Raw genomic sequence first — 26086 nt, 5'->3', positions numbered from 1 at the left:
GGCATTGCAGGCTCGTATTGGTGTTGTGTGAGAACTCCAACAATACGGGCCTGTTCTCATAGGGATCAATAGGTTACGTCGAAACGGGAACAGACCCTAGGGGAATGCGAAACAGGAAAATGTCAGGCAAATGCCAGGGTTCAGGAAGGCAGCTGTACAAAATTCAGTAGGATTATTCTCACAACAGGCGCTCGCGCATGAACCGTACGACACGCCAGATGCAAAAACGGGCACGCCAACTGAGTGGTGTGCCCGCGTTTCAGTAACGCGCCTCCCGCCGAGGCGCGCGACCAGGTATCAAGGGTTGACGCTGTCTTTCAGGGCTTTCCCCGGTTTGAAGGCTACGGTGTTGCTTGCCTTGATTTTTACCGGCTCCCCGGTCTGTGGGTTCTTGCCAGTCCGGGCGCCGCGATGGCGTTGCAGAAACGTGCCAAAGCCTACCAGCGTGACACTATCCTTGCGGTGCAGTGCGCCAGTGATTTCTTCGAGAATGGCATTGAGAACGCGGTTGGACTGTTCTTTGGTGAGATCCGCTTTTTCAGCAATAGCGGCTGCAACATCTGGTTTACGCATATGAAGCCTCTTTAACGGTTTTTTGTTTTTATGTCCCGCGCCGCTCGTGAAAAGCGACAACAAGGCGCCGCGACGGCTCTACGTAGCGGCAGACAGACCGAGGATGGCATGCTGGCGTGGCCCGCGCCAGTGCGCGGGCATGGTTTCTTGGCAAAAATCCGTGGTATATCCGACAAACTGACGCGAAATTATGCCAATAACGCAGGTAAAACCTTGTTCAGTGCGAGTTTTTCCATAACAGCGGTGCCGGTCAGTGCATAACCTAGCAGATTGCCATCGGCGTCGTGACACAGCGCCTTGATATCAGCCCCCTGCCCTTCGATGCTCCACTGGCCGTCAGTACCGCGCGGCGGAGGGGAAACCACCAGCGGACACGCCGGCGTCTTTACAGTGATCGGCATGGGGCCATACTTCACGGCCGTCGGTGTTCCGGCCAGCGTCTGGGCCAGGGCGCGTGCACAGCTCATCAATGGCATGACATACAACAGGTTGAGACCGTCGACCTCAGCACAATCGCCCAGCGCGTAGATAGTGGCGTGGGAAGTTTGCAAATGACGGTCCACCAGAATGCCGCGCCCCGTTTCCAGGCCAGCAGCGGCGGCTAGATCGATGCGCGGCCGCAGGCCAATGGCCGAAACCACCACATCGCAATCAATCACCTGCCCGTCCGACAAATGCGCTTGCAGGCCATCATCTGCGCGTTGCAAACGTGTCAGCAGCGGGCCGAGGTGGAAACGTGCCCCCAGGCTTTCAAGCCCGGCCTTGACGGCCGCCGCAGCAGCAGGCGGCAACAGGGTCGGCATGACCTGCTCGCAGGGCGCAACCAGGTCCACTTCGTAACCGCCCAGCATCAGGTCGTTGGCAAACTCGCAGCCAATCAGGCCTGCCCCCAGAATCAATACGCGGCGCTTGCCCGCAGCCGCCGCCCGAAAGCGCGCGTAGTCCTGCAGGTCATTGATCGGGAACACCGCATCGCTGGCATCGCCTTCCACCGGCACGCGTATGGTTTCAGCACCCCAGGCCAGCACCAGATCACGGTAATACACCGCCTCTTCACCGATCCACAGGCGTTTATGGCCGGGATCAATGCCGCTGACACGCGTGTGCGTGCGGATTTCGGCCTTGAGCTGATCGGCCATTGCACCCGGCTCGGCCATGCTCAGGCCATCGGCTTCCTTGTTCTTGCAAAAGCCGGTGGACAGCATTGGTTTGGAATAGGAGCGGCCATCATCGGCCGTGATCAATAGCAGCGGTGTGTCTGCGTCCAGCTTGCGAAACTCCCGAGCGAGGTTGTAGCCCGCAAGGCCGGTGCCGACGATGACGACGGGTGCACTCATTGTTTTTTCCTGCTCAATGTTTTTCTGCTCAGTGTTACCGAAGAACGATCAGGCGATTTCGATCATTTCAAAGTCCATCTTGCCGACGCCGCAATCCGGGCACAGCCAGTCTTCAGGCACGTCCTGCCAGAGTGTGCCGGCGGCAATTCCGTCATCCGGCCAACCATCGGCTTCGTTGTAGATCAGGCCACAGACAATGCATTGCCACTTCTTCATGTTTTGATTCTCTTGGTTATCAGGCTAAGTGTAGTGCGGCGGTCTATTGCCACCTGAACGGGCGTTGTACTGATCGCAAGGCCCGGATGCAAGCCTGATTCTATGACTTGCTGCTCTGTCAGTCGGCGGGCAAGCCAGGCAATCGTGATAAGCTCGCTGCCTCGTTGGCCGTCGAAACTGACTTATTGTGACCCAGCATTCCCCCGTATTCGTTACGCCTGACTGGCTTGAGCGCGAGCAACTGACTGGCACGCCCGAGACCGTATTTCACGATTGGCTGTTCAATCAGGACTCCCTTACACGCCGACTGGACCGCTTGTCTGACGGCGGCTTCGATATCGTCCCCCTGTTTGAAGGCTGGCAAGCGTTGCGCGACGACGAATGCGCTGCCCTGAGTTTGCCAGCAGCCAGCGAAGGCTGGGTGCGCGAGGTGTACTTGCGCGGTAATGGCGAAAACTGGGTGTTCGCCCGCAGCGTCGCCGCACGGGACGCGCTGCAACACGGCGGTTTGCACATGGACGAACTGGGTACCCGCTCGCTGGGCGCATTGCTGTTCAGCGACCCGGCGTTCGACCGCGGCACCCTCCAGGTGTGTCATTACCCGCAACGCTGGCTGCCTGATGCCGATGCAGTTTACGGGCTCTGGGCACGCCGCTCGCAGTTCAGTCGCGGTGCGTTGAGCGTGCTGGTTGCCGAAGTTTTTCTGCCCGCCCTGTGGAATGCGATTCATAACGAGGACCACGCCTGATGTACCTGTCCCTGCTCAAATCCCTCAATCGCCTAAGCCCACGCGCCTGGGATTTTGTCCAGCTGACACGTATCGACAAGCCGATCGGTATTTATCTGTTGCTGTGGCCAACCCTGTGGGCGGTCTGGATCGCAGGCAAGGGCTCGCCGTCGCTGAACACGGTGTTCATCTTCGTGGCAGGCGTATTCCTGATGCGCGCAGCGGGCTGCGTGATCAATGACTTCGCCGACCGCAAGGTCGATGGTCACGTAAAGCGTACCGAACAACGCCCGCTGGTCAGCGGCAAAGTCAGCTCGCGTGAAGCGTTGGTGCTGTTTGCCGTGCTGGTCAGCCTGAGTTTTGTGCTGGTGCTGTTCACCAACAGCACGACGATCTGGCTGTCTTTTGGCGGGCTGGCGCTGGCTGCCTGCTATCCTTTCATGAAGCGCTACACCTATTACCCGCAAGTGGTGCTGGGTGCCGCGTTCTCGTGGGGAATGCCGATGGCATTCACCGCTGAAACCGGCGAACTGCCTGCCGCAGCCTGGCTGTTGTACATCGCCAACCTGCTCTGGACAGTGGGCTACGACACTTACTACGCAATGGTCGATCGCGACGATGACCTGAAAATCGGTGTGAAATCCACCGCAGTGCTGTTTGGCGATGCCGACCGCGTGATCATTCTGACCCTGCAAGGTCTGGCGCTGGGCTGTCTGGCGCTGGCCGGTTCGCGCTTTGAGCTGGGTGCCTTTTTCTACACGGGTTTGCTGATCGCGGCCGCCTGCTTCGCCTGGGAATTCTGGAGCACACGCCTGCGCGAGCGCGATGCCTGCTTCAAGGCCTTTCTGCACAATCATTGGGCGGGCCTTGCGATATTCCTCGGCATCGTCGCCGATTACGCCCTGCGCTGAGCACAGCCTCCATGCACACCCGGGCAATTGAAATAAAGGCGTGATCAGGGCGCCTGCCCGGCCCCATATCCTGTGCGCATGCTAGCCTCATCCAGACCTGTCACACGACTGCAATAATTCCGTTATCTAATGCGCCCCAAGACAGTTAAATGACAAGAGGTTCGAGCATGGCTGGCAGGAGCATCCTGATCGTTGACGACGAAGCGCCTATTCGTGAAATGATCGCCGTAGCGTTGGAAATGGCTGGATACGACTGTATTGAAGCCGAAAACTCTCAGCAGGCCCATGCGATCATCGTCGACCGCAAACCTGACCTGATTCTGCTCGACTGGATGCTGCCTGGCACATCCGGCATCGAACTGGCCCGACGTCTCAAACGTGATGAGCTGACCGGGGATATCCCGATCATCATGCTCACCGCCAAGGGCGAAGAGGACAACAAGATCCAGGGCCTGGAAGTGGGCGCTGACGATTACATCACCAAGCCGTTTTCGCCCCGCGAACTGGTTGCCCGCCTCAAGGCCGTGCTGCGTCGGGCCGGGCCGACTGACGGAGAGTCCCCTATCGAAGTCGGCGGCTTGCTGCTCGACCCGATCAGCCACCGCGTCACCATCGATGGCAAACCGGCAGAAATGGGCCCGACCGAATACCGCCTGCTGCAATTTTTCATGACCCATCAGGAGCGCGCCTACACACGTGGCCAACTGCTGGATCAGGTCTGGGGCGGTAATGTGTACGTCGAAGAGCGCACCGTCGATGTTCACATCCGTCGCCTGCGCAAGGCCTTGGGTGATGCGTATGAAAATCTGGTACAAACCGTGCGCGGCACCGGCTATCGCTTTTCCACGAAGAGCTGACAGCCGTTTCGTCGATGCAGGGCAGCGACCGGTGCGGTCCAGAAAAGGATTTACCCTTAATTGAATCAAAATTGGCACGGCACCCTGATACGCCACATGTTGCTGCTGGTCACCGCCTGCCTGTTGGTGGGCCTGATCAGCGGACACTATGGCTGGAGCCTGGCCACCGGTCTGGGCCTGTACCTGGCCTGGACCCTCAAACAATTGCTGCGCCTGCATGACTGGCTGAGCAGCCACAAGGCCGACGAGCCACCTCCAGACGGTTACGGCCTGTGGGGCGAAGTGTTCGACAGCATCTACCACCTGCAACGCCGTGACCAGCGGGTTCGTGGCCGTTTGCAGGCCGTCATTGATCGCGTGCAGGAATCCACCGCAGCCCTGCGCGATGCGGTGATCATGCTCGACAGCGAAGGCAACCTGGAGTGGTGGAACCGCGCCGCCGAAACCTTGCTGGGCCTCAAGACGCCGCAGGACAGTGGCCAGCCGGTGACCAATCTGGTGCGCCATCCACGCTTCAAGGAATACTTTGCGCTGGGCGACTACAGCGAGCCGCTGGAGATCTCCTCGCCCACCAACGACCGCATGCGCATTCAGCTGCTGATAACCCGTTATGGCAACAACGAACATCTGATGCTGGTACGCGATGTCACGCGTATTCATCTGCTGGAGCAGATGCGCAAAGACTTCGTCGCCAACGTGTCCCATGAATTACGCACGCCGCTGACCGTGATCTTCGGCTACCTGGAAACACTGCTCGACAACGTGGAAGAGGTAAACCCACGCTGGGTGCGGGCACTGCAACAGATGCATCAACAAGGCGGGCGCATGCAGACCCTGCTCAACGACCTGCTGTTGCTGGCCAAGCTCGAAGCCACGGATTACCCGTCGGACAGTAATCCGGTCGTGGTCACGACCCTGCTCAAGACCATCACCGCCGACGCCAATGCGCTGTCGGGCAGCAAGAATCAACAGATCCATATCAGCCTTGAAAGCGACATGCTCCTCAAAGGCAGCGAAAGCGAGCTGCGCAGCGCGTTTTCCAACCTGATTTTCAACGCGGTCAAGTACACACTGGCCGAAGGCGTTATCCGCATACGCTGGTGGCACGACGAACGGGGCGCGCACCTGAGCGTGCAGGACTCGGGCATCGGTATCGAGACCAAACATCTGCCACGCCTGACCGAACGCTTTTACCGGGTCGACACCAGCCGGGCGTCCAATACCGGTGGCACGGGGCTGGGCCTGGCGATCGTCAAACACGTGTTACTGCGCCATCGCGGCCACCTTGAGATCAATAGCGTTCCGGGCAAGGGCAGCGTTTTTACTTGCCACTTTGCCGACGACCAATTGTCCAAACCCTTGAACGACGATTCAGACTACTAGGCAATCGAGCTTTCAGCCGCTACATTGCCGGGTTCATAGCGTCTTCTCTGGCGCGAAATCGCCCTCTTTCTGTTAATACGGACCCTGCAAAACCCCATCATGGACCCTTCTCCTAGTTTTAACCTGTCTTCACTCTTTGCCGACTTCGGCATGATTCTCTTTGCTCTGTTCCTGGTCCTGCTCAACGGTTTCTTCGTTGCGGCGGAGTTCGCCATGGTCAAACTGCGCTCGACCAAGGTCGAGGCCATCGCCGACAAGAACGGCTGGCGCGGGCACATCCTGCGTAAAGTCCACGGCCAGCTGGACGCCTACCTCTCGGCCTGCCAACTGGGTATCACCCTCGCCTCCCTCGGCCTGGGCTGGGTGGGTGAACCGGCGTTTGCGCACCTGCTGGAGCCACTGCTCGCCGCAATGGGTGTCGACACCCCGGAACTGATCAAGGGCGTGTCGTTCTTTACCGCCTTCTTCATCATTTCCTACCTGCACATCGTCATCGGCGAGCTGGCCCCCAAGTCCTGGGCGATCCGCAAGCCGGAGCTGCTGTCGCTGTGGACGGCGGCGCCGTTGTACTTCTTCTACTGGCTGATGTACCCGGCCATCTACCTGCTCAACGCCAGCGCCAACGCCATTCTGCGCATCGCAGGCCAGGGCGAGCCTGGCCCGCACCATGAGCACAGCTACAGCCGCGATGAGCTGAAACTGATTCTGCACTCCAGCCGTGGTCAGGACCCCAGCGATCAGGGGATGCGGGTGCTGGCTTCTGCTGTCGAAATGGGCGAGCTGGAAGTAGTCGATTGGGCCAACTCCCGAGAAGACATGGTCTCGCTGGATTTCAACGCGCCGCTCAAGGAAATTCTGGCCTTGTTTCGTCGCCACAAATTCAGCCGTTATCCGCTGTACGACGCCGAACGTGGCGAGTTCGTCGGGTTATTGCACATCAAGGACCTGCTGCTGGAGCTGGCCGCGCTGGATCATATTCCCGAATCCTTCAACCTGGCTGAACTGACCCGCCCGCTGGAGCGCGTGTCGCGGCACATGCCGCTGTCGCAATTGCTGGAGCAGTTCCGCAAGGGCGGCGCGCACTTCGCTGTGGTCGAAGAAGCCGACGGCAAGATCGTCGGCTACCTGACCATGGAAGACGTGCTCGAAGTGCTGGTCGGCGATATTCAGGACGAACACCGCAAGGTAGAGCGCGGCATTCTCGCTTACCAGCCGGGCAAACTGCTGGTGCGTGGCGATACCCCACTGTTCAAGATCGAGCGCCTGCTGGGCATCGACCTGGATCACATAGAAGCGGAAACCCTGGCAGGTCTGATCTACGAAACCCTAAAGCGCGTGCCGGAAGAAGAAGAGCAGATGGAAGTCGAGGGCCTGCGCATCATCATCAAAAAGATGAAAGGCCCGAAAATCGTTTTGGCTAAAGTGCTGAAGCTGGATTGATCTGCCGTTTGCAGTGCCTATTGGGATAGGACGCGGAGCATCCAGAACGGCGCTATCACACGGAGCGCTCATCGTTATACATACGTCTGTTTTTGATTCTGGCCGAAGGCTTTGGGCAGAAGCCTGGAAACCCTTTTCCGGACGTTCCAGGACTTGCGTATAACGATGAGCGCGGCGTGGAGGAGCGATAAATGGCCTCCGTTCAATTCCCGCCCACCGCGAAGTTGGGCAGGCTCTGTACCGGTGTAGCGAATTCGTAGGGGATGGAGACCAGTTCATTGCCCGAATTGCGTTGCACGACAAAGTGCAGGTGCGGGCCGGTGCTGTTGCCGGTGTTGCCGGAACGCGCCAGCCCAGTACCGACACTGACCCGCTGACCTTCCCTGACCGTCACAGAGCCTTGCATCAAATGCAGGTAGACGCCCATCGTGCCGTCCTCGTGCAGAATCCGCACAAAGTTGCCTGACGCATTCGAGCCTCTGCCTGACTGACTGTTTTCGACTTTCACTACCGTACCGCCACGCGCTGCGATGATCGGCGTGCCTTCGGGCATGGCGATGTCCATCGCGTAGCGCCCTTTGACACCGAAGTGGCTGTACCTGCCATTGGGCCCCTGGGTCAGACGAAACGGCCCACCGATCCACGGCAAAGGGTATTTGTAAGCGTGTACCGAGCCCTTGGGATCGCCCAGCGTGGACGTGAGCATCGACGCGTAATTCATCGGCTTGCTCGCAACCTTGGGGCTCAAGACCACCACCCGTTCGTTACTGCGTGGCGGGATCGTGCGGCGCAATGTCGAGGAAGCCCCTGCCACACCCAACACGTTGGTGACGCTGGAAAGCTTGAGTTCAACCTCGACCGGGGCATAAAGGTCGTTACGCACATACAGGCTGTGCACGCCCTTTTCCCGCCGCACACTCAGGTGCACCTGCTGATCGATACGTTCGACCATCCGGTCCCGGAATACCATGACCGATGCACCCGGCGTTGGCCGGTCCGAGAAAGACACCACGCCCTGGGCATCGGTGAATTTGTAGATCGTGACCGCCCCCGCCGACTGCACAGTCAACGTCAGGGCAAACAGGACAAGCAGGCGTTCAAGCATCGGAGGCGATCAGGTTCAAGGGTGCTGGGTGCCAAGCCTAGCAGCCTTGCAGGCAGAAGAGGACTCAGCGGTATCAATCGGACATGAATAACACGCCAGACAAGCCGCGCCAGACATAAGACGCGCAGTGCCGTTAAACCCTGCGCGAGGTGAATACAGTCAGACAGCTTGATAAGGTTTCAGGTAAGTCACCGAAAATTGCGCATCAGGGAAGTCTAGCTTCAAACGCGGTAAAACGAATCCGCCACAGGAGCGGCAAGTGTCCAACACAGTGAACACCTTGATATGCGTCAGTTTGGTGGACGCCATGTCTTCCTTCAAGACAGTCGCAATCAAACGTTCCGAATCAAGATAACGTCCGAATGATCTGACAACCAAATGATCTACGTCCCTGATGACCGGCAGGCTGGTAAACCCCGGATCCGGCTGACGCCCAGCCATACGAGCCCGTGCATCCCGGTAAATCACGCCATCGATGACTCGCTCGCTGCTTTCAGTGACATCTATTTGCAGCTTCAGATCTTTGGCTTTGTTACCACCAGACAGCGCGTAGTACACGATCCGGTCACCGGACTCGGTACAGGCCTGCAAGAATGAAAGGTTTGCCCCGCGGATTTGTTTCATTATGCGTTTGGGTGCCTTGGGCGTCACGATGCTTTCCAGGCTCAGCTTCTCCCATTTGACGGGAGACCCCTGCGTCGGCAGCAGTTGATTAAGCACTTCCACGATGTGCTGCTGATCCGGCAAGCTTCTCAGAGTAATCTTCTTGAAGTCTGGAATACTGTTTCTGGCCAGCGTCACGAATTTTTTCTGAATCTCTTCGCCAGACATGATGTTAGCGGCAAACCTCAGAAGGGCATTGCGTTTTTGATTGGCAGCGCACCACCGCACGTAGTCGTCATAACCAGTGACAGGATCTCCCCAGGACACATTCCAGTCAGCCCGCGCGGAATCATCCAGCAAATCAAACAGCAGACGGGCGATATTTTCCTGGTCCTGCTCGGCCCCTGGAAACTCGCGAACCAACCGATACTGCTCGGATACCCGGATGTATTCATTGATTTCAACCGCCTCGGTAACGCGAGAAAACCTCAGGTCGGGCGCCTCATCTACAGAAATGGGCGCCTTGTAGAACAGCCCGGTGTCTGGCTCGAGGAAAATCCAGTTCTCCCCGTCTATTTTCAATCGGATACCGCGAAGGGCTCGAGCATCCGCGATGTCTGAAGCAATGGGGCCGATATTGATGACAGGTATATGCGCGTATATCCACAGCGCATCATCCATCGGGAAGTTTTCCGGCAGGCCAAGTAGCCCTGCCCTTGCCAGCGCGCCGCGAAGCTCGGGCAGATAAACCGGTGTTTCAGGCAACGCAAGCAGCGCCCGTTCGGCCTCGGAAAGCGGGATGGCCTGTTTCACGGCAGTCGATGTAGAGGCTACTGGCTCAACGGAATCGGCCCATTTACAGAACTTGCCTTCGTTGACGAATACATCAATGCTACTCGCCGCAGAGTCGGCCCCCAGAGACAACCTGTCCAGCCCGAACTCACGGGCATCCATGGCATTGCTCGGGTATCTACCAGTACGTTTCGGGGACGTCGAGCCATCGATTATCGGCTCCGGCGCGGGTGTTGCCAGCTTTATACCATTAGTGCAGGGGATTTCTATCAGGTTGCGCCGAACCCGGCAGAGTCTCTCTGTTTCCTGCAATGACGCTGAGCGCAGGGATAACTTTTCAACAGCGAGCTTGCGCAATGCTGCGTCAGGCGCGTTGGCATCAAGGTGGTAGATCTGATCATCGACAAGAATATCGAATACACCCCCTTCCCGCTCGATAGCCCGTACATTGCAGCGTTCTACAATGCGTACCTCGCAGGCGGTGCCGTACTCGACCTCCGTTACCGGCGCGATGGGCGGGTAGTTTTCAGGGCTTATGCGCTCCTGCGCTGAAAAAACCGAGAACTCCATTCGTTCGCCCTGTGCAACCTGCGTCAGCTTTTTACCAAATGCCGCGCCTGACCGTGGATCAGACAGCCTGAAATCCGGTTGTTCCAGAGTGCCTACGTCGCGTACCACCACGTCGGCTCTGCCATCGACCATTACGGTCTTGCCCGCAGGCTCGGCAGTTATCGGCAACTGCACGTCTTCGGCGATCCGATACATTCCCTTGTCCAGGCCGAAAGTGGCGTCAAGCACAGCCTGCGATGAAAACACACTGCTCAGCGACGGCACGTCTTCCAACAATGCGGCCCAGCCTCGGACACCCATTTTCAGTCCCAGCCTGCCCATATCGCGCAAGGCGAATACAGCACTGGACTTCGCCAGCCCGGCGATCAACTTGCCGACCGCCTTGCCGGTGAGTCTGGCAACTGACTCGACGCTCATTTCGCCCGCTCGCAGAACGATGCGCGCGGTTGAACTGACAAACTGCCCCAAAGGAAGCAACACGAAGGCAACATCCATTACACAGCCAACTATCGCACCGCCCGACCGATCACCGGATGCAAGGTCCTTGATACAGCCGTAAAACGGAATGATCAGACGTGCAGCGATATCGGCGTATTCACGTTCCTTCGCCCAGACCTGCTCCCATTGAGTCTCGTGCAGGTGCTCAGCTTTACTGCGCTCGAGAAAATCGCCGAGCAAATGCTCCGCCGCCTTGCTCGCCAGGATGTCCAGGCCGCTTTGCTGATCGTTATCAGCAGAGTAGACCAGCAGTGCAGAGGGAATCAGCGTCCCTTGCTGCGGCTGGTGAACGGCTGCCGAAGAACGTGATACGGCCCCAAGCAGGTAAGCGTCGCTGTCCATTGGCCATAGCGGGGTAACTCTGGCTTTTTCAATGCGTCGCTGGTGAGCCTCCTTGCGGCTGAGCGCTTCTGTGATCGGAATAGTGCCGGACCACGTAACGCCCTCTACCGCGTACCTGAACGCCTGACGAACTTCTCCGGCGACGCCCGCTGCCGGGATCAACTCAAAAAAGCGTTCGCCCACCGAGTGGCCCTCAAAATCGCTGCGGTGATCGCCCGCCTGGCACCGGATGAAAAGCCCCTGCGTCCCTTCCTGAGCGCCGAATCGGACCCTGCTCAGCTCGCAGGTGGAATCAAGCAGGGTCTTTTGGTCAATCACCTGCATTTCTGACAATTGGCGCCGGATGATGCTGGCCTCGGCACTGACCAGTGCGCGCTGAAATGCATCGAATGCAGTGGCGTAGGCTTCCGGGACCGTGGGCTGTCCCTGAATGTACACCTCACCCATCATCACCAGCTCGACCACTGACGCCTGCGGTCGCCCGGCTGCCAGCAGGCGGTAAATGGAGTAAGACGACGCGACTGTGAACCCATGCGCCTGCAATATTGGCCAATTATCGATATGAATGCTCTGCACCCAAAGCCAATGATCAACACCTGCCGCTTTCAGCATCTGCTGCGCCAGGCCTTTTCGGTCCGCTGGTTTTATTCCCAGCAAGCTGATCAGTTCCTGAGCATGAAGGCTCTGCTGAGCATCCAGATAAGCAAGCGCCTGACTGATCTGCGCGGCGCTGGCGTGATGGACATCATCGTTGGCCGCCCATTGAATGGCGCCGTGCGCAGTGGCGTAACGCAGCGCCGGAATAATCAGCGTTTTCGCCCACAGCGCATGAATATCGACATCGCTCGATTGAGCCAGATCCGCGCTGACCTTGATCAGCGTGTCGTATGGCGTGATCTGTGACAGGCCCGGCGACAACGCTTCAACCAGCGCAACGCCATGAATGAAGGCGACGCTCTGCAAAGAACGTCCATATTGAAGGTGGTCGGGCACGCCCTCGACCAGAAGCTCGGGCATCGCTTCACGCAAAAACAGGTGAAACATTATGTCGAGAGTGCTCGGCAGGGCTTGAGGAAAGTGAGCGCGAACCAGCTTGCGCACCTTGTCATGAATCTGCACATGGCTGTGCTCACAGACCCATTTGCGCCGCAGAGCCTTTTCAAGTGGCTCGCCGTCCATGCGCACTGTCGCTGCAACGTGATTGGCGATCACCCGGCCGGCAAGCGCCTGGGTAACGAGCGGCGACGTATGTTCGCCCGCTCGTCCACCGAACCAATCCATGTAACTCAGCAGCGGCTTGAAGACAGATTTGAACTGTGCGGTCTGGCATAGCGCATGCCAGGTGGCGTAAGGGCTCAAGCGCAGAACGCTGCCTTGCGACTCAGGCTCGCACAGCAGCGCCATACCCGAACGCTGCAGCAGATACCCCACATCGCGAACAGTGCTCCAGGTGTCCAGGCGCGGAACCTTTGCATCAAGGCTCTTGGCATTGGGCAACGACTCGTCCAGCGCCACGCTCGCATGCAGCACCGGCATCAGCACTATGGCTGCGAGCGCAATCAGCGACTCGAACGATAATCTCGAGTGCTCGGCACCAAGGCTGATTGCCAGAGAAAGCGCGCGCATGCCCGGCGCGGCAGTCGCATCCTCAATAGCCGTATTCAGCCAGCGTGCGCCGTCGGGATTAACAACATGGATCGCCATACTGCGCAGGTAGTCGGCCCGGCTGGCAAGTGCCATGGCGGTCGAGGGGTCGACGTGCAGGTTACTGTCGGGCCAGTGGCTGCCCGGGATCGCTGCCAACCGGCGCGCAATTGCAATCTGGCGCTCAGGTGCAGCCAGTTGCTGGTTGAGCGAATTCGCAAGCGCCTTGTCGTGGTACTCGCCAACGGGCGTCAGCCCGACGAGAGCCTGGCAGAAAATGCTCAGGCCAGAGCGCTGATTGGCGGAGGGTGCAGGAGGTGCAACAGCCGTATGGACGTTTGATTCGAGCGGAGTTGAAGTCATCGAGTGGATTTCCAGTGGTGATTTGCATTTTCATGCGACTGGAAAAACTAAATAGACTATTGCCCGGCACCGATAGACGACGAGCTGTCTGGATGACGCAGGAAAAGCCGCCGCAGGTCGTAGGCTGCGCTATGAAGCGCAGCGTCGAGGAAGGCGTCCCGACCACGGAGCATCGGTATCAGGCCCCCGGAACGAAGTGCTTCTGCGCCGTGCCGCGCGCGATCAGACGCGACAGGTAATCCAGCTTCTGTGCATCCTGATCGACAAAGCGGAAGGTCACTTGCAGCCATTCGCTGTCAGGCTTCTGCTCGAACGCAGCCACCGAGTGCAGGTAGCCGTTCAGACGTGCGACTTCGTTGCTTTCGCCCTGCTCAAGGTCCAGTACGGCGCTCTCGAGTACCTGCGGCAGCTTTTCGCTGACGCGCACCACAAGCGTGGCGTCTTTCAGGCTCAGGGCCTTGATCACGCACGGCTGAGTACCGTTGGGCAGGCGCAACTGACCCTGACCACGACCGGTAGGCTCTGCCGAACGGACTGCTGCGACTGGCGGTGCTTTGGGGATACTGGCAGGCGCTGCAGCAGACGTGGGGCGAACCACCTCAGCCTTGCCACCCGTCAGCGCACTGAGCGAGTCGTTGAGCGGCGAGTTCATGCGCGCCGGGGCCGTGGACATCACGGCATCCAGCTTGCCGACCTTGGCCAGCGCTTTCTTGACCTTGCTCAGCAACTGCTCGTTGGTGAATGGCTTGCCGACAAAGTCGGTGACACCGGCCTGAATCGCCTGCACGACGTTTTCCTTGTCGCCACGGCTGGTCACCATGATGAACGGAACGGTTTTCAGGTAATTGTCTTGCTCGCGGCACCATGTCAACAGCTCAAGGCCGGACATCTCGGGCATTTCCCAGTCGCACAGAATCAGATCGAACGACTCTTTGCTCAGCAATGCCTGAGCCTTGCGACCGTTGACCGCGTCCTCGGTATGAATCCCGGGAAAATAATTGCGCAGCCCTTTCTTGACCAAGTCGCGAATGAAAGTCGCGTCATCCACCACCAATACACTGACCTTACTCATCGACGCTCCTGCGGGCGTGTTCACCTGGAGGCGAACTGCGGTATGCCAACACGCCCTTTGTTTCGGCAAGCATAGCGTTGACCGATAGCCAACTGCCATATTGATTGACTACGCCGCGACATTTAATCCGCAGGCGACGGAAATATTGCGCTGCACAACGAAAAACGCCCAGCGCGTGCCGGGCGTTTTTCTCGCAGGCAATCTTACTTATCGTCAGCGTTGCCCGGAACATTAGCGGTTTCGCTCGAGATACCCTGCACTTCTTCCTTCATGCGCTTGAGGCCCATGTGCCGCACGTCGGTCCCGCGCACCAGATAGATCACCAGCTCGGAGATGTTGCGTGCGTGGTCGCCGATGCGCTCCAGCGAGCGCAGCACCCAGATGACGTCCAGTACCCGGGAGATCGAGCGTGGGTCTTCCATCATGTAGGTCGCCAGCTCTCGTAGGGCGGTCTTGTACTCGCGGTCGATGATCTTGTCGTACTGCGCGACCGACAGGGCCAGCTCAGCGTCGAAGCGCGCGAACGAGTCCAGCGCGTCGCGCACCATGTTGCGCACCTGATCGCCGATATGCCGCACCTCGACGTAACCGCGCGGTGCCTCGCCCTCATCGCAGAGCTTGATGGCACGGCGGGCGATCTTGGTAGCTTCATCACCAATGCGCTCCAGGTCGATCACCGACTTGGAAATGCTGATGATCAGGCGCAGATCGGACGCCGCAGGCTGACGACGAGCCAGAATGCGCAGGCACTCTTCGTCGATGCTGCGCTCCATCTGATTGATCCGGTCGTCAACCTCACGAACACGCTGGGCGAGACCGGAGTCGGCCTCGATCAATGCCGTGACCGAATCGTTGACCTGTTTCTCGACCAGGCCACCCATTTCGAGCAAATGGCTGCGAACGTCTTCGAGTTCAGCGTTGAACTGTTGGGAAATGTGATGCGTATGGCTGTCTTTGTGGATCATGCTGGGTGTCCTTGGAACGTCCGGTTAATTGCGAAAACGCAGCGGTGGTTCAGGGCTGACGAAGCACGTCCTAGCCGTAACGACCGGTGATGTAGTCTTCAGTCTGCTTTTTTGCCGGGTTGGTGAACAACGTATCCGTGTCACCGAACTCGACGAGTTTGCCCATGTACATAAACGCGGTGTAATCCGACACCCGAGCCGCCTGCTGCATGTTGTGGGTAACGATCACAATGGTGTATTTGGATTTCAGTTCGTAGATCAGTTCTTCGACTTTAAGGGTCGAAATCGGATCGAGTGCCGAACAGGGTTCGTCGAGCAGCAGGACTTCCGGCTCCACGGCGATCGTTCGGGCAATCACCAGACGCTGTTGCTGACCACCGGACAAACCCAGGGCCGACTCATGCAGCCGGTCCTTGACTTCATCCCACAGCGCCGCAGCCTTCAAAGCCCACTCGACAGCTTCATCGAGTACGCGTTTTTTGTTGATCCCCTGAATGCGCAGCCCATAGACCACGTTTTCATAGATCGTCTTGGGAAACGGGTTCGGCTTCTGGAACACCATGCCGACGCGCCGACGCAATTCAGCGACTTCCTCACCCTTGGTGTAGATGTTGTGCCCGTACAGGTTGATGGCGCCTTCGACGCGGCAGCCATCGACCAGATCGTTCATGCGATTGAAACTGCGCAGCAACGTCGACTTGCCGCAGCCGGACGGACCAATGAACGAAGTCACCTTCTGTTTAGGGATATTCAGGGCGATGTCGAACAGCGCCTGCTTGTCGCCATAGAACAGACTCAGCCCCGGCACTTCGATGGCCACCGTCTCATCGGCCAGGTCCAGGACTTGCTTGCGACGTCGCAGGGCCGGCATGTTCATGCCGTGAGTCGGTCTTTCATGCTGCATGGATTGCTCCTGTGCGAACCATTCGTTGCATCGAACTGCCCTGCTTGCCCGCAGGCGTCGCAAGGATCAATTGTCGAGCGCCTTGTACTTTTCCCGCAAATGATTACGAATGCTGACCGCCGACAGGTTGAGCAAGGCGATGACCAGCACCAGCAACAGCGCGGTGGCATAAACCAGCGGTCGTGCCGCCTCGACATTGGGGCTCTGGAACCCTACGTCGTAAATATGGAAACCCAGGTGCATGATTTTCTGATCAAGGTGCAGGTAAGGATAGTTGCCATCCACGGGTAATGACGGGGCCAGTTTGACCACACCCACCAGCATCAACGGCGCCACCTCACCGGCTGCGCGGGCGACCGCCAGAATCAGGCCGGTCATCATCGCCGGGCTGGCCATTGGCAGCACAATCTTCCACAGCGTTTCGGCCTTGGTGGCACCCAGTGCCAGCGAGCCCTCGCGCAGGGTCAACGGAATGCGCGCCAGCCCTTCCTCGGTGGCCACGATCACCACCGGAACCGCCAGCAGCGCCAGCGTCAGCGAGGCCCATAACAGGCCAGGCGTGCCGAACGTCGGGGCTGGCAGCGCTTCGGGAAAGAACAGACGATCCACCGAGCCGCCCAGCACGTAAACGAAAAATCCGAGGCCGAACACGCCGTACACAATCGCCGGTACACCGGCCAGGTTGTTCACGGCGATGCGGATCAGGCGCGTCACCAGGCCCTGACGCGCGTACTCACGCAGGTAAACCGCCGCCAGCACACCGAACGGCGTCACGATCACAGCCATGATCAGCGTCATCATCACCGTGCCGAAGATGGCCGGGAAGATACCGCCCTCGGCGTTGGCTTCACGGGGGTCGTCGCTGAGGAACTCCCACAGTTTCTGGAAATAGAAGCCCAGCTTGGTGAACGTGCCCATCGCGTTGGGCTGGTAGGCATGCACCACTTTGCCCAGGCTGATCTCGATTTCTTTGCCGTCGGCATCGCGGGCCGTCAGGCTGTCACGGTCAAAGGCCTGATGCAGCTTTTCAAGACGGCCCTCGATAACCTTGTAGCGCGCGTCCAGTTCAGCACGCTCCGCTGCCATGTCGGCTTGCGCAGCGGCATCCAGCTTGCCGGCCAGCTCCAACTTGCGGGCCTGCAGACGCAAGCGCTCAATGCCATGATTGATCGCACCGATGTCTTTCTTTTCCAGGCTGTAGAGCTCGTCAGCGAGCGTTTCGATGCGTTTGATGCGTTCCTGCAGGGTTGGCCAGGCCGCTTCGCCTTCGGCCACGACCCTGCCACCTTCCTTGACGTTGACCAGATAGCCGTAGAAATTGCCCCACTCGCGGCGCTCCAGCGTCATCAGCTCTGCGGGGCTGCTTTGCCCGCTCAGCCACTCGCCGACTACCCAGGTGAAATCACTGGGGTTCAGGTCACGGTTGCCAACCTTGAACAGCTCACGGGTCATGAACTCCGGCCCTTGATCGGGCACCGGCAGACCAGCGCTTTTCAGGCGCGCACGCGGCACCTGCTCTTGCTCGACCAATTCACCGACCAGAACATGCGCCGGCTGATTGGGCACCGCGTACTGCGCGACCACCAGGTCAGCAGGCCAAAAGTGCCCCAGCCCCCGCACGGCGATCACCGCCAGCAGCCCGATGGTCATGATCACCGCGATGGAAACGGCGCCCGCACTCATCCAGACGCCAGGCGCGCCGCTTTTGAACCAGCTTTTGAGTGAGTTCCGTTTCAACAACGTCTACCTTCCTACAGCAACGAATATTGCTTGCGCAGACGCTGACGAATCAGCTCTGCGAGAGTGTTCATCACAAAGGTGAAGATCAGCAGCACCAGCGCCGCCAGAAACAGCACCCGATAATGACTGCCACCGACTTCCGACTCGGGCATTTCCACCGCAACGTTGGCCGCCAGGGTGCGCATGCCTTCAAACAGGTTCATGTCCATAATCGGCGTGTTGCCGGTGGCCATCAGCACAATCATGGTTTCACCCACCGCCCGGCCCATACCGATCATCAACGCTGAAAAAATGCCCGGGCTGGCGGTCAGAATGACGACCCGCGTCAGGGTCTGCCACGGTGTTGCGCCCAGTGCCAGCGAGCCGAGGGTCAGGCTGCGTGGCACGCTGAACACGGCGTCTTCGGCAATCGAATAAATATTGGGGATCACCGCAAAGCCCATCGCAATACCGACCACCAGCGCGTTGCGCTGATCGTAGGTAATACCCAGTTCGTCGCGGATCCACGTGCTCATGTCGCCACCGAAAAACCAGTTTTCCAGGTGAGGGCTCATGCTCAGGGAAAACCAGCCTACCAACAGCACGACAGGGATCAGAATCGCGCCTTCCCAGCCATCGGGCACGCGCAGGCGAATCGAATCAGGCAGACGGGTCCAGAAAAAGCCGGCCAGCAGAATACCGATCGGCGTGAGCAGCAACAGGCTGAAGATGCCAGGCAGGTGCGCTTCCAGGTACGGCGCAAGAAACAGTCCGGCAAAGAAGCCGAGAATCACCGTCGGCATGGCCTCCATCAACTCGATCACCGGCTTGACCTTGCGGCGCATGCCCGGTGCCATGAAGTAGGCGGTGTAAATAGCTGCAGCAACGGCCAGCGGCGCGGCCAGCAGCATGGCGTAGAACGCCGCCTTGAGCGTGCCGTAGGTCAGCGGTGCGAGGCTCAGCTTTGGCTCGAAGTCAGAATTGGACGCCGTGGATTGCCAGACGTACTTGGGCTCGTCGTAGTTCTCGTACCAGACCTTGCCCCACAGCGAACTCCAGGACACTTCCGGGTGCGGGTTATCCAGCGTGAGGGGCAACAACTTGCCGCCACTTTCGATCAACACCTGATTGGCGCGCGGCGACAGCGTCAGGATGCCGGGGCCATCTGCAACCTTTTCGACCAGCAATGTGCGGTGCGCCGTGCTGTGAAACACCCCCAGCCGGCCCGACTCATCAAGTGCGATAAAACCCTTGCGACGCTGCTCGGCCCTGATCTGACGGATCGGCGCCTTGCCCATCTTGAAGTCGCGAATCCGCATGAAGCGCTGTTCGCCATCAGTGTCACGGGCCATGAACCACTGAGACATGCTGCCTTTGGAGTTGCCGATGATCAGCGAAATACCGCCGACCAACTGAGCGCTGGCGGTGATTTCGGCGTTGCCGTCCTCCAGCAGCTTGTAACGCCCATTGAGGCTGCGATCACGCAGGCTGAACACATCCGCCTGCGCCCGGCCATTGATGACGTACATCCATTGCTGGCGAGGGTCGATGTAGATGGCTTTGACCTCGGCGGACATCTGCGGCAGTTCGATGCGCGTCTGCTCACGCGTCATCTCGCCGGTCATCATGTTTTCTTTCTGTTCGAGCGACATGACGTGCAGTTGGGTGCCGGTCGAACCCGCCACTTTCAGGCTATCGCCGTCCGCGCTGACCGTCACATGTTCGACCGCCCGCCCGGCTTCATCCAGCACCAGCGGTGTTTCACCGTAGGGCCAGGCCACGCTCGGGGTGATGGTTTTCTGGTTGTCCGGATACGTGGTCAGGTAGGTATGCCTGAAAATCAGCACCTGACCATTGGAAAGGCCCAGTGCTATAAGCGGCGCGCCGGGCTGATCCTTGCCGATGGAAGCGACGGACACACCCGCAGGGAGCGGCAAGGCCACCCGGTGCAGCTCCGCGCCGCTCTGAACATTGAAAAAGATCACTTCGCCCTTGTCGGAAACACGCATGCCGATCAGGTTCTGCTCTTCGATCGAGATCATCAACGGCTCGCCGGCGCCCTGCATCCACGGCGCATCAAGCGCCGGTGCAGAGGTCAGGCTCGCGCCTTTGAACAGCGGCGCAACGACATAGGCCAGATAGAAGAAGATCAGCGTGATGGCGGCCAGCACGGCGAGGCCACCAATGGCGACGTACCAGTGAGTGAGCCGATCCTTGAGCGCGCGGACACGACGCTTGCGCTGCATGGCAGGCGTGTTGAAGTCGATCCGCTCCGGAGGCGAACTCTGATTCATCGAGGATTTGAACAGCTCATTCATGCGCACACACCGTAGACGCCTTGTATGACAAAAACATTACAGCAAGGTGACGCAAAAAAGCCCGCTGCCCGTGAAGCCGGCGGCGGACGGTGAAATTTGTGTGCAGGCCAGTCCATTGCGCCTCGCGGCTACTTGACCGCCAGCCCGCTTGCGCTTTGCAGGCCGAGATCAGTCAGGGTCTTTTCCACCACGCGCGCGGGCAGCGGAATGTAACCGTCTTTCATCACCACTTCCTGGCCCTGCCTGGACAGCACCAGTTTGACGAATTCTGCTTCCAGCGGTGCCAGAGGCTGGTTGGGTGCCTTGTTCACGTAAACGTAGAGAAAGCGCGACAGCGGATAGGTGCCGTTCAACGTGTTGGCTTCGTTGTCTTCGACAAACTCGCCCCCCTCTTTCTTCGCCAGCGGCACGGTCCTGACATTGGACGTTTTATAACCAATGCCCGAGTAACCAATACCGTTCAGCGAGTTGCTGATGGCGCTGACCACGGATGCCGAACCCGGCTGCTCATTGACGTTGGCCTTGAAGTCGCCTTTGCACAGGGCTTCTTCCTTGAAGTAACCGTAAGTGCCTGAGACCGAGTTGCGACCGAACAGCTGGATCGGCTTGCCCGCCAGATCGCCCGTCACGCCCACATCACCCCAGGTTTTTGCATCAGCCTTGGCGCCGCACAGCCGGGTTACCGAGAAAATCGCGTCCACTTGCTGCAGGGTCAGGCCCTTGATCGGGTTGTCCTTGTGCACGAACACCGCCAGCGCATCGACCGCGACCGGAATCGCCGTCGGTTTGTAACCGTGCTTTTGCTCGAACGCCGACAGTTCGCCGTCTTTCATCCTGCGGCTCATCGGCCCCAGGTTGGCGGTGCCTTCGGTCAATGCCGGCGGGGCAGTGGAAGAACCCGCTGCCTGAATCTGGATGTTCACGCTCGGGTATTCTTTCTTGTACGCCTCCGCCCACAAGGTCATGAGATTTGCCAGGGTATCGGAACCGACACTGGAGAGATTGCCCGACACACCGGAGGTCTTGGTGTAGGCCTTGATGGCAGGGTCGACGGCCGCGAACGTGTGGGTTGCTGCCACTCCAGCGGCAACGAACGTCAGTGCAGTCATCAAACGCTTGAGTGTCATTCCTTGCGCTCCGGGCAGGGTATGTAGGTATTCACAAGCCTCGTCGGCCAGTCTTGTGAACACTCTATGAATTGATTATGACAATAAGATGAAAAGGCCATCGCCCCTGAACGGGGGCGACAGCCTTTTAGCGGTAGGGATCAACAAGCCGGTTTTCAGGCGACGCTGATCAACGCTTCCTGGTCAGCAGGAACACACCGATTGCCATGCCCAGGCCGCAGAGAATCGCGACATACCAGGACGGCCCCATCGGGCTGCTCTTGAGCATTAACGTCACCACCATCGGCGTCAGACCACCGAAAATGGCGTACGCCAGGTTGTAGGAGAACGACAGCCCGGAAAAGCGCACCACAGGCGGGAAGGCTTTGACCATGACGTAAGGCACCGCGCCGATGGTGCCGACGAACAGCCCGGTGATTGCATAGAGCGGGAACAGCACCTCCGGATGGCTGCCGAGGACGTGATAGAACGTCCAGGAACTGACCAGCAAACCGGCACTGCCCAGCAGAAATACCCAGCCTGCACCGAAGCGATCCGCCAGCGCGCCGGCAGCGATGCAGCCCAGGCTGAGGAACACGATTGCCAGGCTGTTGGCCTTCAACGCCGTGGCCGCCGGGAAGCCGTAGATAGTCTGCAGGATGGTAGGCGTCATCAGGATCACGACAATGATGCCGGCCGACAGCAACCAGGTCATCAGCATCGACAGCGCAACGGCCCCGCGATGATCGCGCAACACCGCCTTGAGTGGCACTTCTTCTGCCAGCGCCTTGCGCTGTTGCAGTTCGGCGAACACCGGGGTCTCGTGCAGCAGGCGACGCAGGTACACCGACATCAGGCCGAACACGCCGCCCAGCAGGAAAGGAATCCGCCAGGCGTAGTCCGACACTTCAACCGGTGTGTAAATGCTGTTGATCGCCGTGGCAACCAGCGAGCCCAGCAAAATACCGGCAGTCAGGCCCGCCGTCAGTGTGCCGCATGCATAACCGACGCGACGTGCAGGTACATGCTCGGACACGAACACCCAGGCCCCCGGCACTTCGCCGCCAATGGCCGCGCCCTGAATGACCCGCATCACCAGCAGCAGAATGGGTGCCCACATGCCGATCTGCGCATAAGTGGGCAACAGGCCCATGATCAGCGTCGGCACGGCCATCATGAAGATGCTCAGGGTGAACATTTTCTTGCGCCCCAGCAAATCGCCGAAGTGCGCCATGATAATGCCGCCCAGCGGCCTTGCCAGATAACCGGCGGCGAAAATGCCAAAGGTCTGCATCATGCGCAGCCAGTCAGGCATATCGACCGGGAAGAACAGCTTTCCAACCACCGCCGCGAAAAACACGAAGATGATGAAATCGTAGAACTCCAGGGCACCACCCAGAGCGGACAGCGAGAGGGTTTTGTAATCGCTGCGAGTCAACGGCCGCGCAGGCTGCGTGGAACTTGAGGGAACAGATGACATGACAAGGCTTCTCTTTACTTGTTCTTCGAAGGGGCAAGCGACAGCAACGCTGGCTGCTGCGGGGTGCCGTGCAGAAGCGATAGTCGGGAGCAACGGCGCAGATAGGCACCAAAATTGCGTGTACAGGCAGTCTTGTTACCTGTAGAGGTCCAGCAAGATAGCAAATTGCTTTCAAAAAACACATGTCAAGAACTGCATCAATACAAAATGAAAACCCGACGGTCGTTCTAAGACGCAACGCCCGATATACTCGCAAGCCGTCAACAGCAGTGGGAAGTTGTGCGAAAACGTCTGAATCAGCGGGTTTCGCAGAGTTTCCCTTAGGCCACACCAGTGCTGAACCCCTAACGTTCATGCGCATGGTTTTGAATGGCCCCTGTTAACCGCGGCACACAATAATGAGAGTCATGGGTCAGAGGCACCCTAGGCATGATCGAGCTCGAACAAGAAGATCCAACTCCGCAAGGTGACCTTGCGCTGCAAATCACTGCTCTTCCCCGTGAAACCAACGGCTTTGGCGACATCTTCGGCGGCTGGCTGGTGTCTCAGATGGACCTGGCCGGTACCGCGATGGCCAGCAAGGTGGCCGGCGGTCGCGTGGCGACCGTGGCTATCGATCGCATGGCGTTTCTGGTGCCGGTCGCAGTCGGCGAGCAGCTTTCCTTTTATACGCGCACCCTGGAAGTGGGGCGCACCTCGATCAAGATGATGGTCGAAGTGTGGAGCGATGACCCGGTTACCAGCGAGTGGCGCAAGGTAACAGAGGCCGCATTCGTGTTCGTGGCCATAGATTCCAGCGGCCGGACACGCTCGGTTCCTGCACGACGGTAAATTGTTGCTCGGCCCAGGTTTGGCTGCGCGGTAAACTCATTCTTCGTGAAGCGGTCTATTTTCGTCACGGTCATTGAGTGAGAACCTTGCATGCCAACATCCCCGGTTGAACCCCTCGTCGAATCCGTCCAGTACGATGAGCTGAACTGCTGGCGCATTCGCCACGGCGAAGCAGAGCTGCTGGTCGCCCAGCAAGGCGCGCACATACTCAGCTATCAGGTGGCCGGGCAACCGCCACTGGTATGGCTGAACGAAGAAGCGCCGTTCAAGAAAGGCAAAGCGATCCGTGCGGGCATGCCCATCTGCTGGCCGTGGTTCGGCAATCTGGAGCGCAACCCTCAGAGCGTGCAGGCCATGCGCGACAGCAGCGAACCCGCCAAGGCCCACGGCGAAGTCCGCGCGCTGGACTGGCAACTGCTCGGTATTGGCGCAGATGGCGATGCACTGCTGGTGGAGTTTGTCCTCCCCGAAGCCGAAGGCCACTTGCCAGGCTGGCCGCACAACGTCGCCCTGAAACTGAGCATTCGCCTGGACCACGCACTGAACGTCAGTCTGGTCAGCTATAACTGCGGCGCAGAACCGGTCACCTTCAGTCAGGCGCTGCACACCTACTTTGCCGTCAGCGATGTTCGTCAGGTCAGCGTCGAAGGACTCGACGGGCTGCGCTACATCGAAACCCTGGCAAACTGGGAAGAACGCGAACAGACCGGCGACCTGACGTTCACCGGCGAAACCGATCGTATCTACCAGAACACGCCAGGTGTGCTCAGCATCGTCGACCCCGAGTGGCAACGACGCATCCACATCCGCAGCACTGGCTCGAAATCAGCCATCCTGTGGAACCCGTGGATCGAGAAAACCGGCAAATTCACCGACATGGCAGCCGACGGCTGGCAGCGCATGGTCTGCGTCGAAACCGCCAACGTGCTGGACGACGTGGTCACGCTGGTGCCTGACCAGATGCATGTGCTGGGTGTGAGTATCTGGGGTGAGGCGCTTTGATCACAGTCTGATTAACGATCAACCATCAAAGGTCCGACTCGACCACCACGCGGACCTTTGATGCATCCATTGCGTAAGCGGCATCGGCCAGATCGTTACTGACTTTCTCGATCTTGAGTGTGCCTTCTACCCACAGCGGTGTGTAGATGTCGTCCAGCTTCAGACCCTTGGGGTAGCGCACCAGCACCAGTTGGTTGGGCGGCGGTGGCGGCACGTGGATACAGGCGCCGGGGTAAGGCACGATGAAGAACAGCGTGCTATGACCCTTGGCGTCGGTTTCGAGGGGTACGGGATAACCACCTAAACGAATGGTCTTGCCGTTCATGGCAGGGACAGTCTTGGTGGAATACATCACCGCCGGCAAACCCTTGCTCTGCTTCAAGCCACCTTTGCTGTCGAACGTACCCATGGCTTCCGGAGAGTTGTGGTCAATCTCGGGCATGGCATCAAGGGCTTTTTGATCGGACTTGGGCATCAGCTCAAGCCAGTCGGTTTCCGGCAACTGGGCGTGTGCAAGCCCGGACAGCAGCAAAAGGGTCATCAACAGAAAGCGACGCATGATAAAGCTCGGCAAAAGGGAGAAGAGTTGCCGCGCATTCTAGCCCTCTGCGCCGTACAGAACAGAGGGCTGAACATGAAACGTTATTTCTTTTTGATCATGCCGTAGATAACCAGCAGGATGATTGCACCGACCAGTGCACCGAGGAAACCTGCACCCTCGCCTGCGTGATAGATACCCAGTGCCTGGCCACCATAGGTTGCCGCGAGCGAACCGGCGATACCCAGCACAATGGTCATGATCCAGCCCATGCTGTCATCGCCCGGCTTCAGAAAGCGAGCCAACAGACCAACGATCAGGCCGATAAAGATGGTTCCAATGATACCCATGCCATTTCCCTCTGTATTAAGTGAACATGCCTGGGCAATAGCAGCCCCGACTTACTGCTATCTGAGAACAGTAGCAGGGAATGGTTCCGGCAAAATGGCGAGTTTGAGTCGAGGTGGAGAATTCTTCATGAATGGCAGGGCTGAACCTGCATGAAGCTGAACGCAAAAGAGTGACACGGCAGTTAAAACGCTCGCTCCGCATGCTTCTGCGCTCAGCGTTATGCACAGGTCATGAGGTGCCCATAAAGCAAGCATCTGCCCGGAGGGCGTAGAAGCGGACCGGGCGACGCTTCGCTTGTGCGGACTTGTCCGCGAAGGCTATGGCGGGAGCGACAAGTTTTTTGCGGATGTAGATGTACCACCCTCTTCGCGGACAAGCGAAGCGTCGCCCGGTCTGCGCCTACGCCTGAGACTTGCGTATGACGCAGAGCATTGGCGCA

General features: G+C 58.8%; 21 protein-coding genes. 7 read left to right on the top strand and 14 right to left on the bottom strand.

Translation table 11 applies throughout. The features are described from left to right. Positions 1 to 297 precede the first annotated feature (297 nt). The 3 genes from DW49_RS0104385 to DW49_RS0104375 form a co-directional block, all read right to left on the bottom strand. On the bottom strand, positions 298 to 573 hold the full coding sequence (locus tag DW49_RS0104385; protein ID WP_003383132.1) for an HU family DNA-binding protein: 276 nt from the start codon (positions 571 to 573) through the stop codon (positions 298 to 300). Positions 574 to 761: 188 nt separating this feature from the next. Next, positions 762 to 1910, bottom strand: coding sequence for an NAD(P)/FAD-dependent oxidoreductase (locus DW49_RS0104380; RefSeq protein WP_005621819.1), 1149 nt, complete (start codon positions 1908 to 1910; stop codon positions 762 to 764). Positions 1911 to 1958: 48 nt separating this feature from the next. Continuing rightward, positions 1959 to 2126 carry a rubredoxin gene (locus DW49_RS0104375; RefSeq protein WP_003383136.1) on the bottom strand — a complete coding sequence of 56 codons (168 nt, stop codon included), beginning with the start codon at positions 2124 to 2126 and terminating at the stop codon, positions 1959 to 1961. 187 nt (positions 2127 to 2313) lie between these two features. On the opposite strand from DW49_RS0104375, the gene DW49_RS0104370 reads away from it, so the two are divergent. From DW49_RS0104370 to DW49_RS0104350, 5 genes are all read left to right on the top strand, one after another. Then, positions 2314 to 2874, top strand: a complete 561-nt coding sequence (locus tag DW49_RS0104370) for a chorismate--pyruvate lyase family protein (RefSeq protein ID WP_005621823.1) — start codon at positions 2314 to 2316, stop codon at positions 2872 to 2874. Continuing rightward, positions 2874 to 3764 carry a 4-hydroxybenzoate octaprenyltransferase gene (ubiA, locus tag DW49_RS0104365; RefSeq protein ID WP_005621826.1) on the top strand — a complete coding sequence of 297 codons (891 nt, stop codon included), beginning with the start codon at positions 2874 to 2876 and terminating at the stop codon, positions 3762 to 3764. The genes DW49_RS0104370 and ubiA overlap by 1 nt, the downstream gene beginning before the upstream one ends. Before the next feature lie 167 nt (positions 3765 to 3931). Further along, the gene (gene phoB, locus DW49_RS0104360; protein ID WP_003383141.1) at positions 3932 to 4621 is read left to right on the top strand and encodes a phosphate regulon transcriptional regulator PhoB; all 690 of its coding nucleotides are present in this window, start codon (positions 3932 to 3934) and stop codon (positions 4619 to 4621) included. Between the two features lie 60 nt (positions 4622 to 4681). Continuing rightward, the gene (phoR, locus tag DW49_RS0104355) at positions 4682 to 6004 is read left to right on the top strand and encodes a phosphate regulon sensor histidine kinase PhoR (RefSeq protein WP_005621829.1); all 1323 of its coding nucleotides are present in this window, start codon (positions 4682 to 4684) and stop codon (positions 6002 to 6004) included. A gap of 99 nt (positions 6005 to 6103) precedes the next feature. After that, positions 6104 to 7444, top strand: coding sequence for a hemolysin family protein (locus DW49_RS0104350; RefSeq protein ID WP_003383143.1), 1341 nt, complete (start codon positions 6104 to 6106; stop codon positions 7442 to 7444). A gap of 202 nt (positions 7445 to 7646) precedes the next feature. On the opposite strand, the gene DW49_RS0104345 is transcribed toward DW49_RS0104350, so the two are convergent. From DW49_RS0104345 to DW49_RS0104305, 9 genes are all read right to left on the bottom strand, one after another. Further along, complete coding sequence (locus tag DW49_RS0104345; protein WP_005621832.1) at positions 7647 to 8549, bottom strand: peptidoglycan DD-metalloendopeptidase family protein; 903 nt, start codon at positions 8547 to 8549, stop codon at positions 7647 to 7649. A 159-nt stretch (positions 8550 to 8708) separates the two neighbouring features. Beyond that, positions 8709 to 13361, bottom strand: coding sequence for a deaminase domain-containing protein (locus DW49_RS0104340; protein WP_005621835.1), 4653 nt, complete (start codon positions 13359 to 13361; stop codon positions 8709 to 8711). Between the two features lie 178 nt (positions 13362 to 13539). Next, on the bottom strand, positions 13540 to 14433 hold the full coding sequence (locus DW49_RS0104335) for a response regulator (RefSeq protein ID WP_005621837.1): 894 nt from the start codon (positions 14431 to 14433) through the stop codon (positions 13540 to 13542). Positions 14434 to 14636: 203 nt separating this feature from the next. Further along, positions 14637 to 15398, bottom strand: coding sequence for a phosphate signaling complex protein PhoU (phoU, locus tag DW49_RS0104330; RefSeq protein WP_003378397.1), 762 nt, complete (start codon positions 15396 to 15398; stop codon positions 14637 to 14639). Positions 15399 to 15468: 70 nt separating this feature from the next. Then, positions 15469 to 16302, bottom strand: coding sequence for a phosphate ABC transporter ATP-binding protein PstB (gene pstB / locus DW49_RS0104325; protein ID WP_005621840.1), 834 nt, complete (start codon positions 16300 to 16302; stop codon positions 15469 to 15471). A 66-nt stretch (positions 16303 to 16368) separates the two neighbouring features. Continuing rightward, positions 16369 to 17985, bottom strand: coding sequence for a phosphate ABC transporter permease PstA (gene pstA, locus DW49_RS0104320; RefSeq protein WP_183144932.1), 1617 nt, complete (start codon positions 17983 to 17985; stop codon positions 16369 to 16371). Positions 17986 to 18053: 68 nt separating this feature from the next. Next, positions 18054 to 20339, bottom strand: a complete 2286-nt coding sequence (locus tag DW49_RS0104315) for an ABC transporter permease subunit (RefSeq protein WP_024420050.1) — start codon at positions 20337 to 20339, stop codon at positions 18054 to 18056. Between the two features lie 128 nt (positions 20340 to 20467). Next, positions 20468 to 21466, bottom strand: a complete 999-nt coding sequence (locus tag DW49_RS0104310; protein WP_005621850.1) for a phosphate ABC transporter substrate-binding protein PstS — start codon at positions 21464 to 21466, stop codon at positions 20468 to 20470. A gap of 169 nt (positions 21467 to 21635) precedes the next feature. Next, positions 21636 to 22925, bottom strand: a complete 1290-nt coding sequence (locus DW49_RS0104305; protein ID WP_005621853.1) for an MFS transporter — start codon at positions 22923 to 22925, stop codon at positions 21636 to 21638. Between the two features lie 429 nt (positions 22926 to 23354). Between DW49_RS0104305 and DW49_RS0104300 the strand changes: the two genes are divergently transcribed. Both DW49_RS0104300 and DW49_RS0104295 read left to right on the top strand, forming a co-directional pair. Beyond that, entirely contained in the window at positions 23355 to 23756 is a 402-nt protein-coding gene (locus DW49_RS0104300; protein WP_003378389.1) for an acyl-CoA thioesterase, read from the top strand. Positions 23757 to 23846: 90 nt separating this feature from the next. Then, a complete protein-coding gene (locus tag DW49_RS0104295) occupies positions 23847 to 24758 on the top strand; it encodes a D-hexose-6-phosphate mutarotase (RefSeq protein ID WP_005621856.1) in 912 nt (303 codons plus the stop codon). Between the two features lie 25 nt (positions 24759 to 24783). On the opposite strand, the gene DW49_RS0104290 is transcribed toward DW49_RS0104295, so the two are convergent. Together DW49_RS0104290 and DW49_RS0104285 are read right to left on the bottom strand one after the other, a co-directional pair. Continuing rightward, a complete protein-coding gene (locus DW49_RS0104290) occupies positions 24784 to 25317 on the bottom strand; it encodes a DUF3299 domain-containing protein (protein ID WP_005621857.1) in 534 nt (177 codons plus the stop codon). 83 nt (positions 25318 to 25400) lie between these two features. Then, positions 25401 to 25646: a GlsB/YeaQ/YmgE family stress response membrane protein gene (locus DW49_RS0104285; protein ID WP_003378385.1), complete on the bottom strand. Its 246-nt coding sequence runs from the start codon at positions 25644 to 25646 to the stop codon at positions 25401 to 25403. Positions 25647 to 26086: the final 440 nt, after the last annotated feature.

The sequence above is a fragment of the Pseudomonas avellanae BPIC 631 genome, from assembly GCF_000444135.1.
Taxonomy (GTDB): Bacteria; Pseudomonadota; Gammaproteobacteria; order Pseudomonadales; family Pseudomonadaceae; genus Aquipseudomonas; species Aquipseudomonas avellanae.
The sequence above is the reverse complement of the archived record's forward strand: the minus strand, read 5'-3'. Positions and strand labels throughout refer to the sequence as shown.

What these genes read in the sequence shown, in the direction of transcription:
- phoB (WP_003383141.1), top strand. Translation starts at nt 3,932, where the DNA reads ATGGCTGGCAGGAGCATCCTGATCGTTGACGACGAAGCGCCTATTCGT.
- DW49_RS0104290 (WP_005621857.1), bottom strand. Translation starts at nt 25,317, where the DNA reads ATGCGTCGCTTTCTGTTGATGACCCTTTTGCTGCTGTCCGGGCTTGCA.
- DW49_RS0104305 (WP_005621853.1), bottom strand. Translation starts at nt 22,925, where the DNA reads ATGTCATCTGTTCCCTCAAGTTCCACGCAGCCTGCGCGGCCGTTGACT.
- pstB (WP_005621840.1), bottom strand. Translation starts at nt 16,302, where the DNA reads ATGCAGCATGAAAGACCGACTCACGGCATGAACATGCCGGCCCTGCGA.
- DW49_RS0104300 (WP_003378389.1), top strand. Translation starts at nt 23,355, where the DNA reads ATGATCGAGCTCGAACAAGAAGATCCAACTCCGCAAGGTGACCTTGCG.
- pstA (WP_183144932.1), bottom strand. Translation starts at nt 17,985, where the DNA reads ATGAGTGCGGGCGCCGTTTCCATCGCGGTGATCATGACCATCGGGCTG.
- DW49_RS0104350 (WP_003383143.1), top strand. Translation starts at nt 6,104, where the DNA reads ATGGACCCTTCTCCTAGTTTTAACCTGTCTTCACTCTTTGCCGACTTC.
- DW49_RS0104285 (WP_003378385.1), bottom strand. Translation starts at nt 25,646, where the DNA reads ATGGGTATCATTGGAACCATCTTTATCGGCCTGATCGTTGGTCTGTTG.
- DW49_RS0104375 (WP_003383136.1), bottom strand. Translation starts at nt 2,126, where the DNA reads ATGAAGAAGTGGCAATGCATTGTCTGTGGCCTGATCTACAACGAAGCC.
- DW49_RS0104295 (WP_005621856.1), top strand. Translation starts at nt 23,847, where the DNA reads ATGCCAACATCCCCGGTTGAACCCCTCGTCGAATCCGTCCAGTACGAT.
- ubiA (WP_005621826.1), top strand. Translation starts at nt 2,874, where the DNA reads ATGTACCTGTCCCTGCTCAAATCCCTCAATCGCCTAAGCCCACGCGCC.
- DW49_RS0104340 (WP_005621835.1), bottom strand. Translation starts at nt 13,361, where the DNA reads ATGACTTCAACTCCGCTCGAATCAAACGTCCATACGGCTGTTGCACCT.
- DW49_RS0104385 (WP_003383132.1), bottom strand. Translation starts at nt 573, where the DNA reads ATGCGTAAACCAGATGTTGCAGCCGCTATTGCTGAAAAAGCGGATCTC.
- DW49_RS0104380 (WP_005621819.1), bottom strand. Translation starts at nt 1,910, where the DNA reads ATGAGTGCACCCGTCGTCATCGTCGGCACCGGCCTTGCGGGCTACAAC.
- DW49_RS0104345 (WP_005621832.1), bottom strand. Translation starts at nt 8,549, where the DNA reads ATGCTTGAACGCCTGCTTGTCCTGTTTGCCCTGACGTTGACTGTGCAG.
- DW49_RS0104315 (WP_024420050.1), bottom strand. Translation starts at nt 20,339, where the DNA reads ATGAATGAGCTGTTCAAATCCTCGATGAATCAGAGTTCGCCTCCGGAG.
- phoU (WP_003378397.1), bottom strand. Translation starts at nt 15,398, where the DNA reads ATGATCCACAAAGACAGCCATACGCATCACATTTCCCAACAGTTCAAC.
- DW49_RS0104310 (WP_005621850.1), bottom strand. Translation starts at nt 21,466, where the DNA reads ATGACACTCAAGCGTTTGATGACTGCACTGACGTTCGTTGCCGCTGGA.
- DW49_RS0104335 (WP_005621837.1), bottom strand. Translation starts at nt 14,433, where the DNA reads ATGAGTAAGGTCAGTGTATTGGTGGTGGATGACGCGACTTTCATTCGC.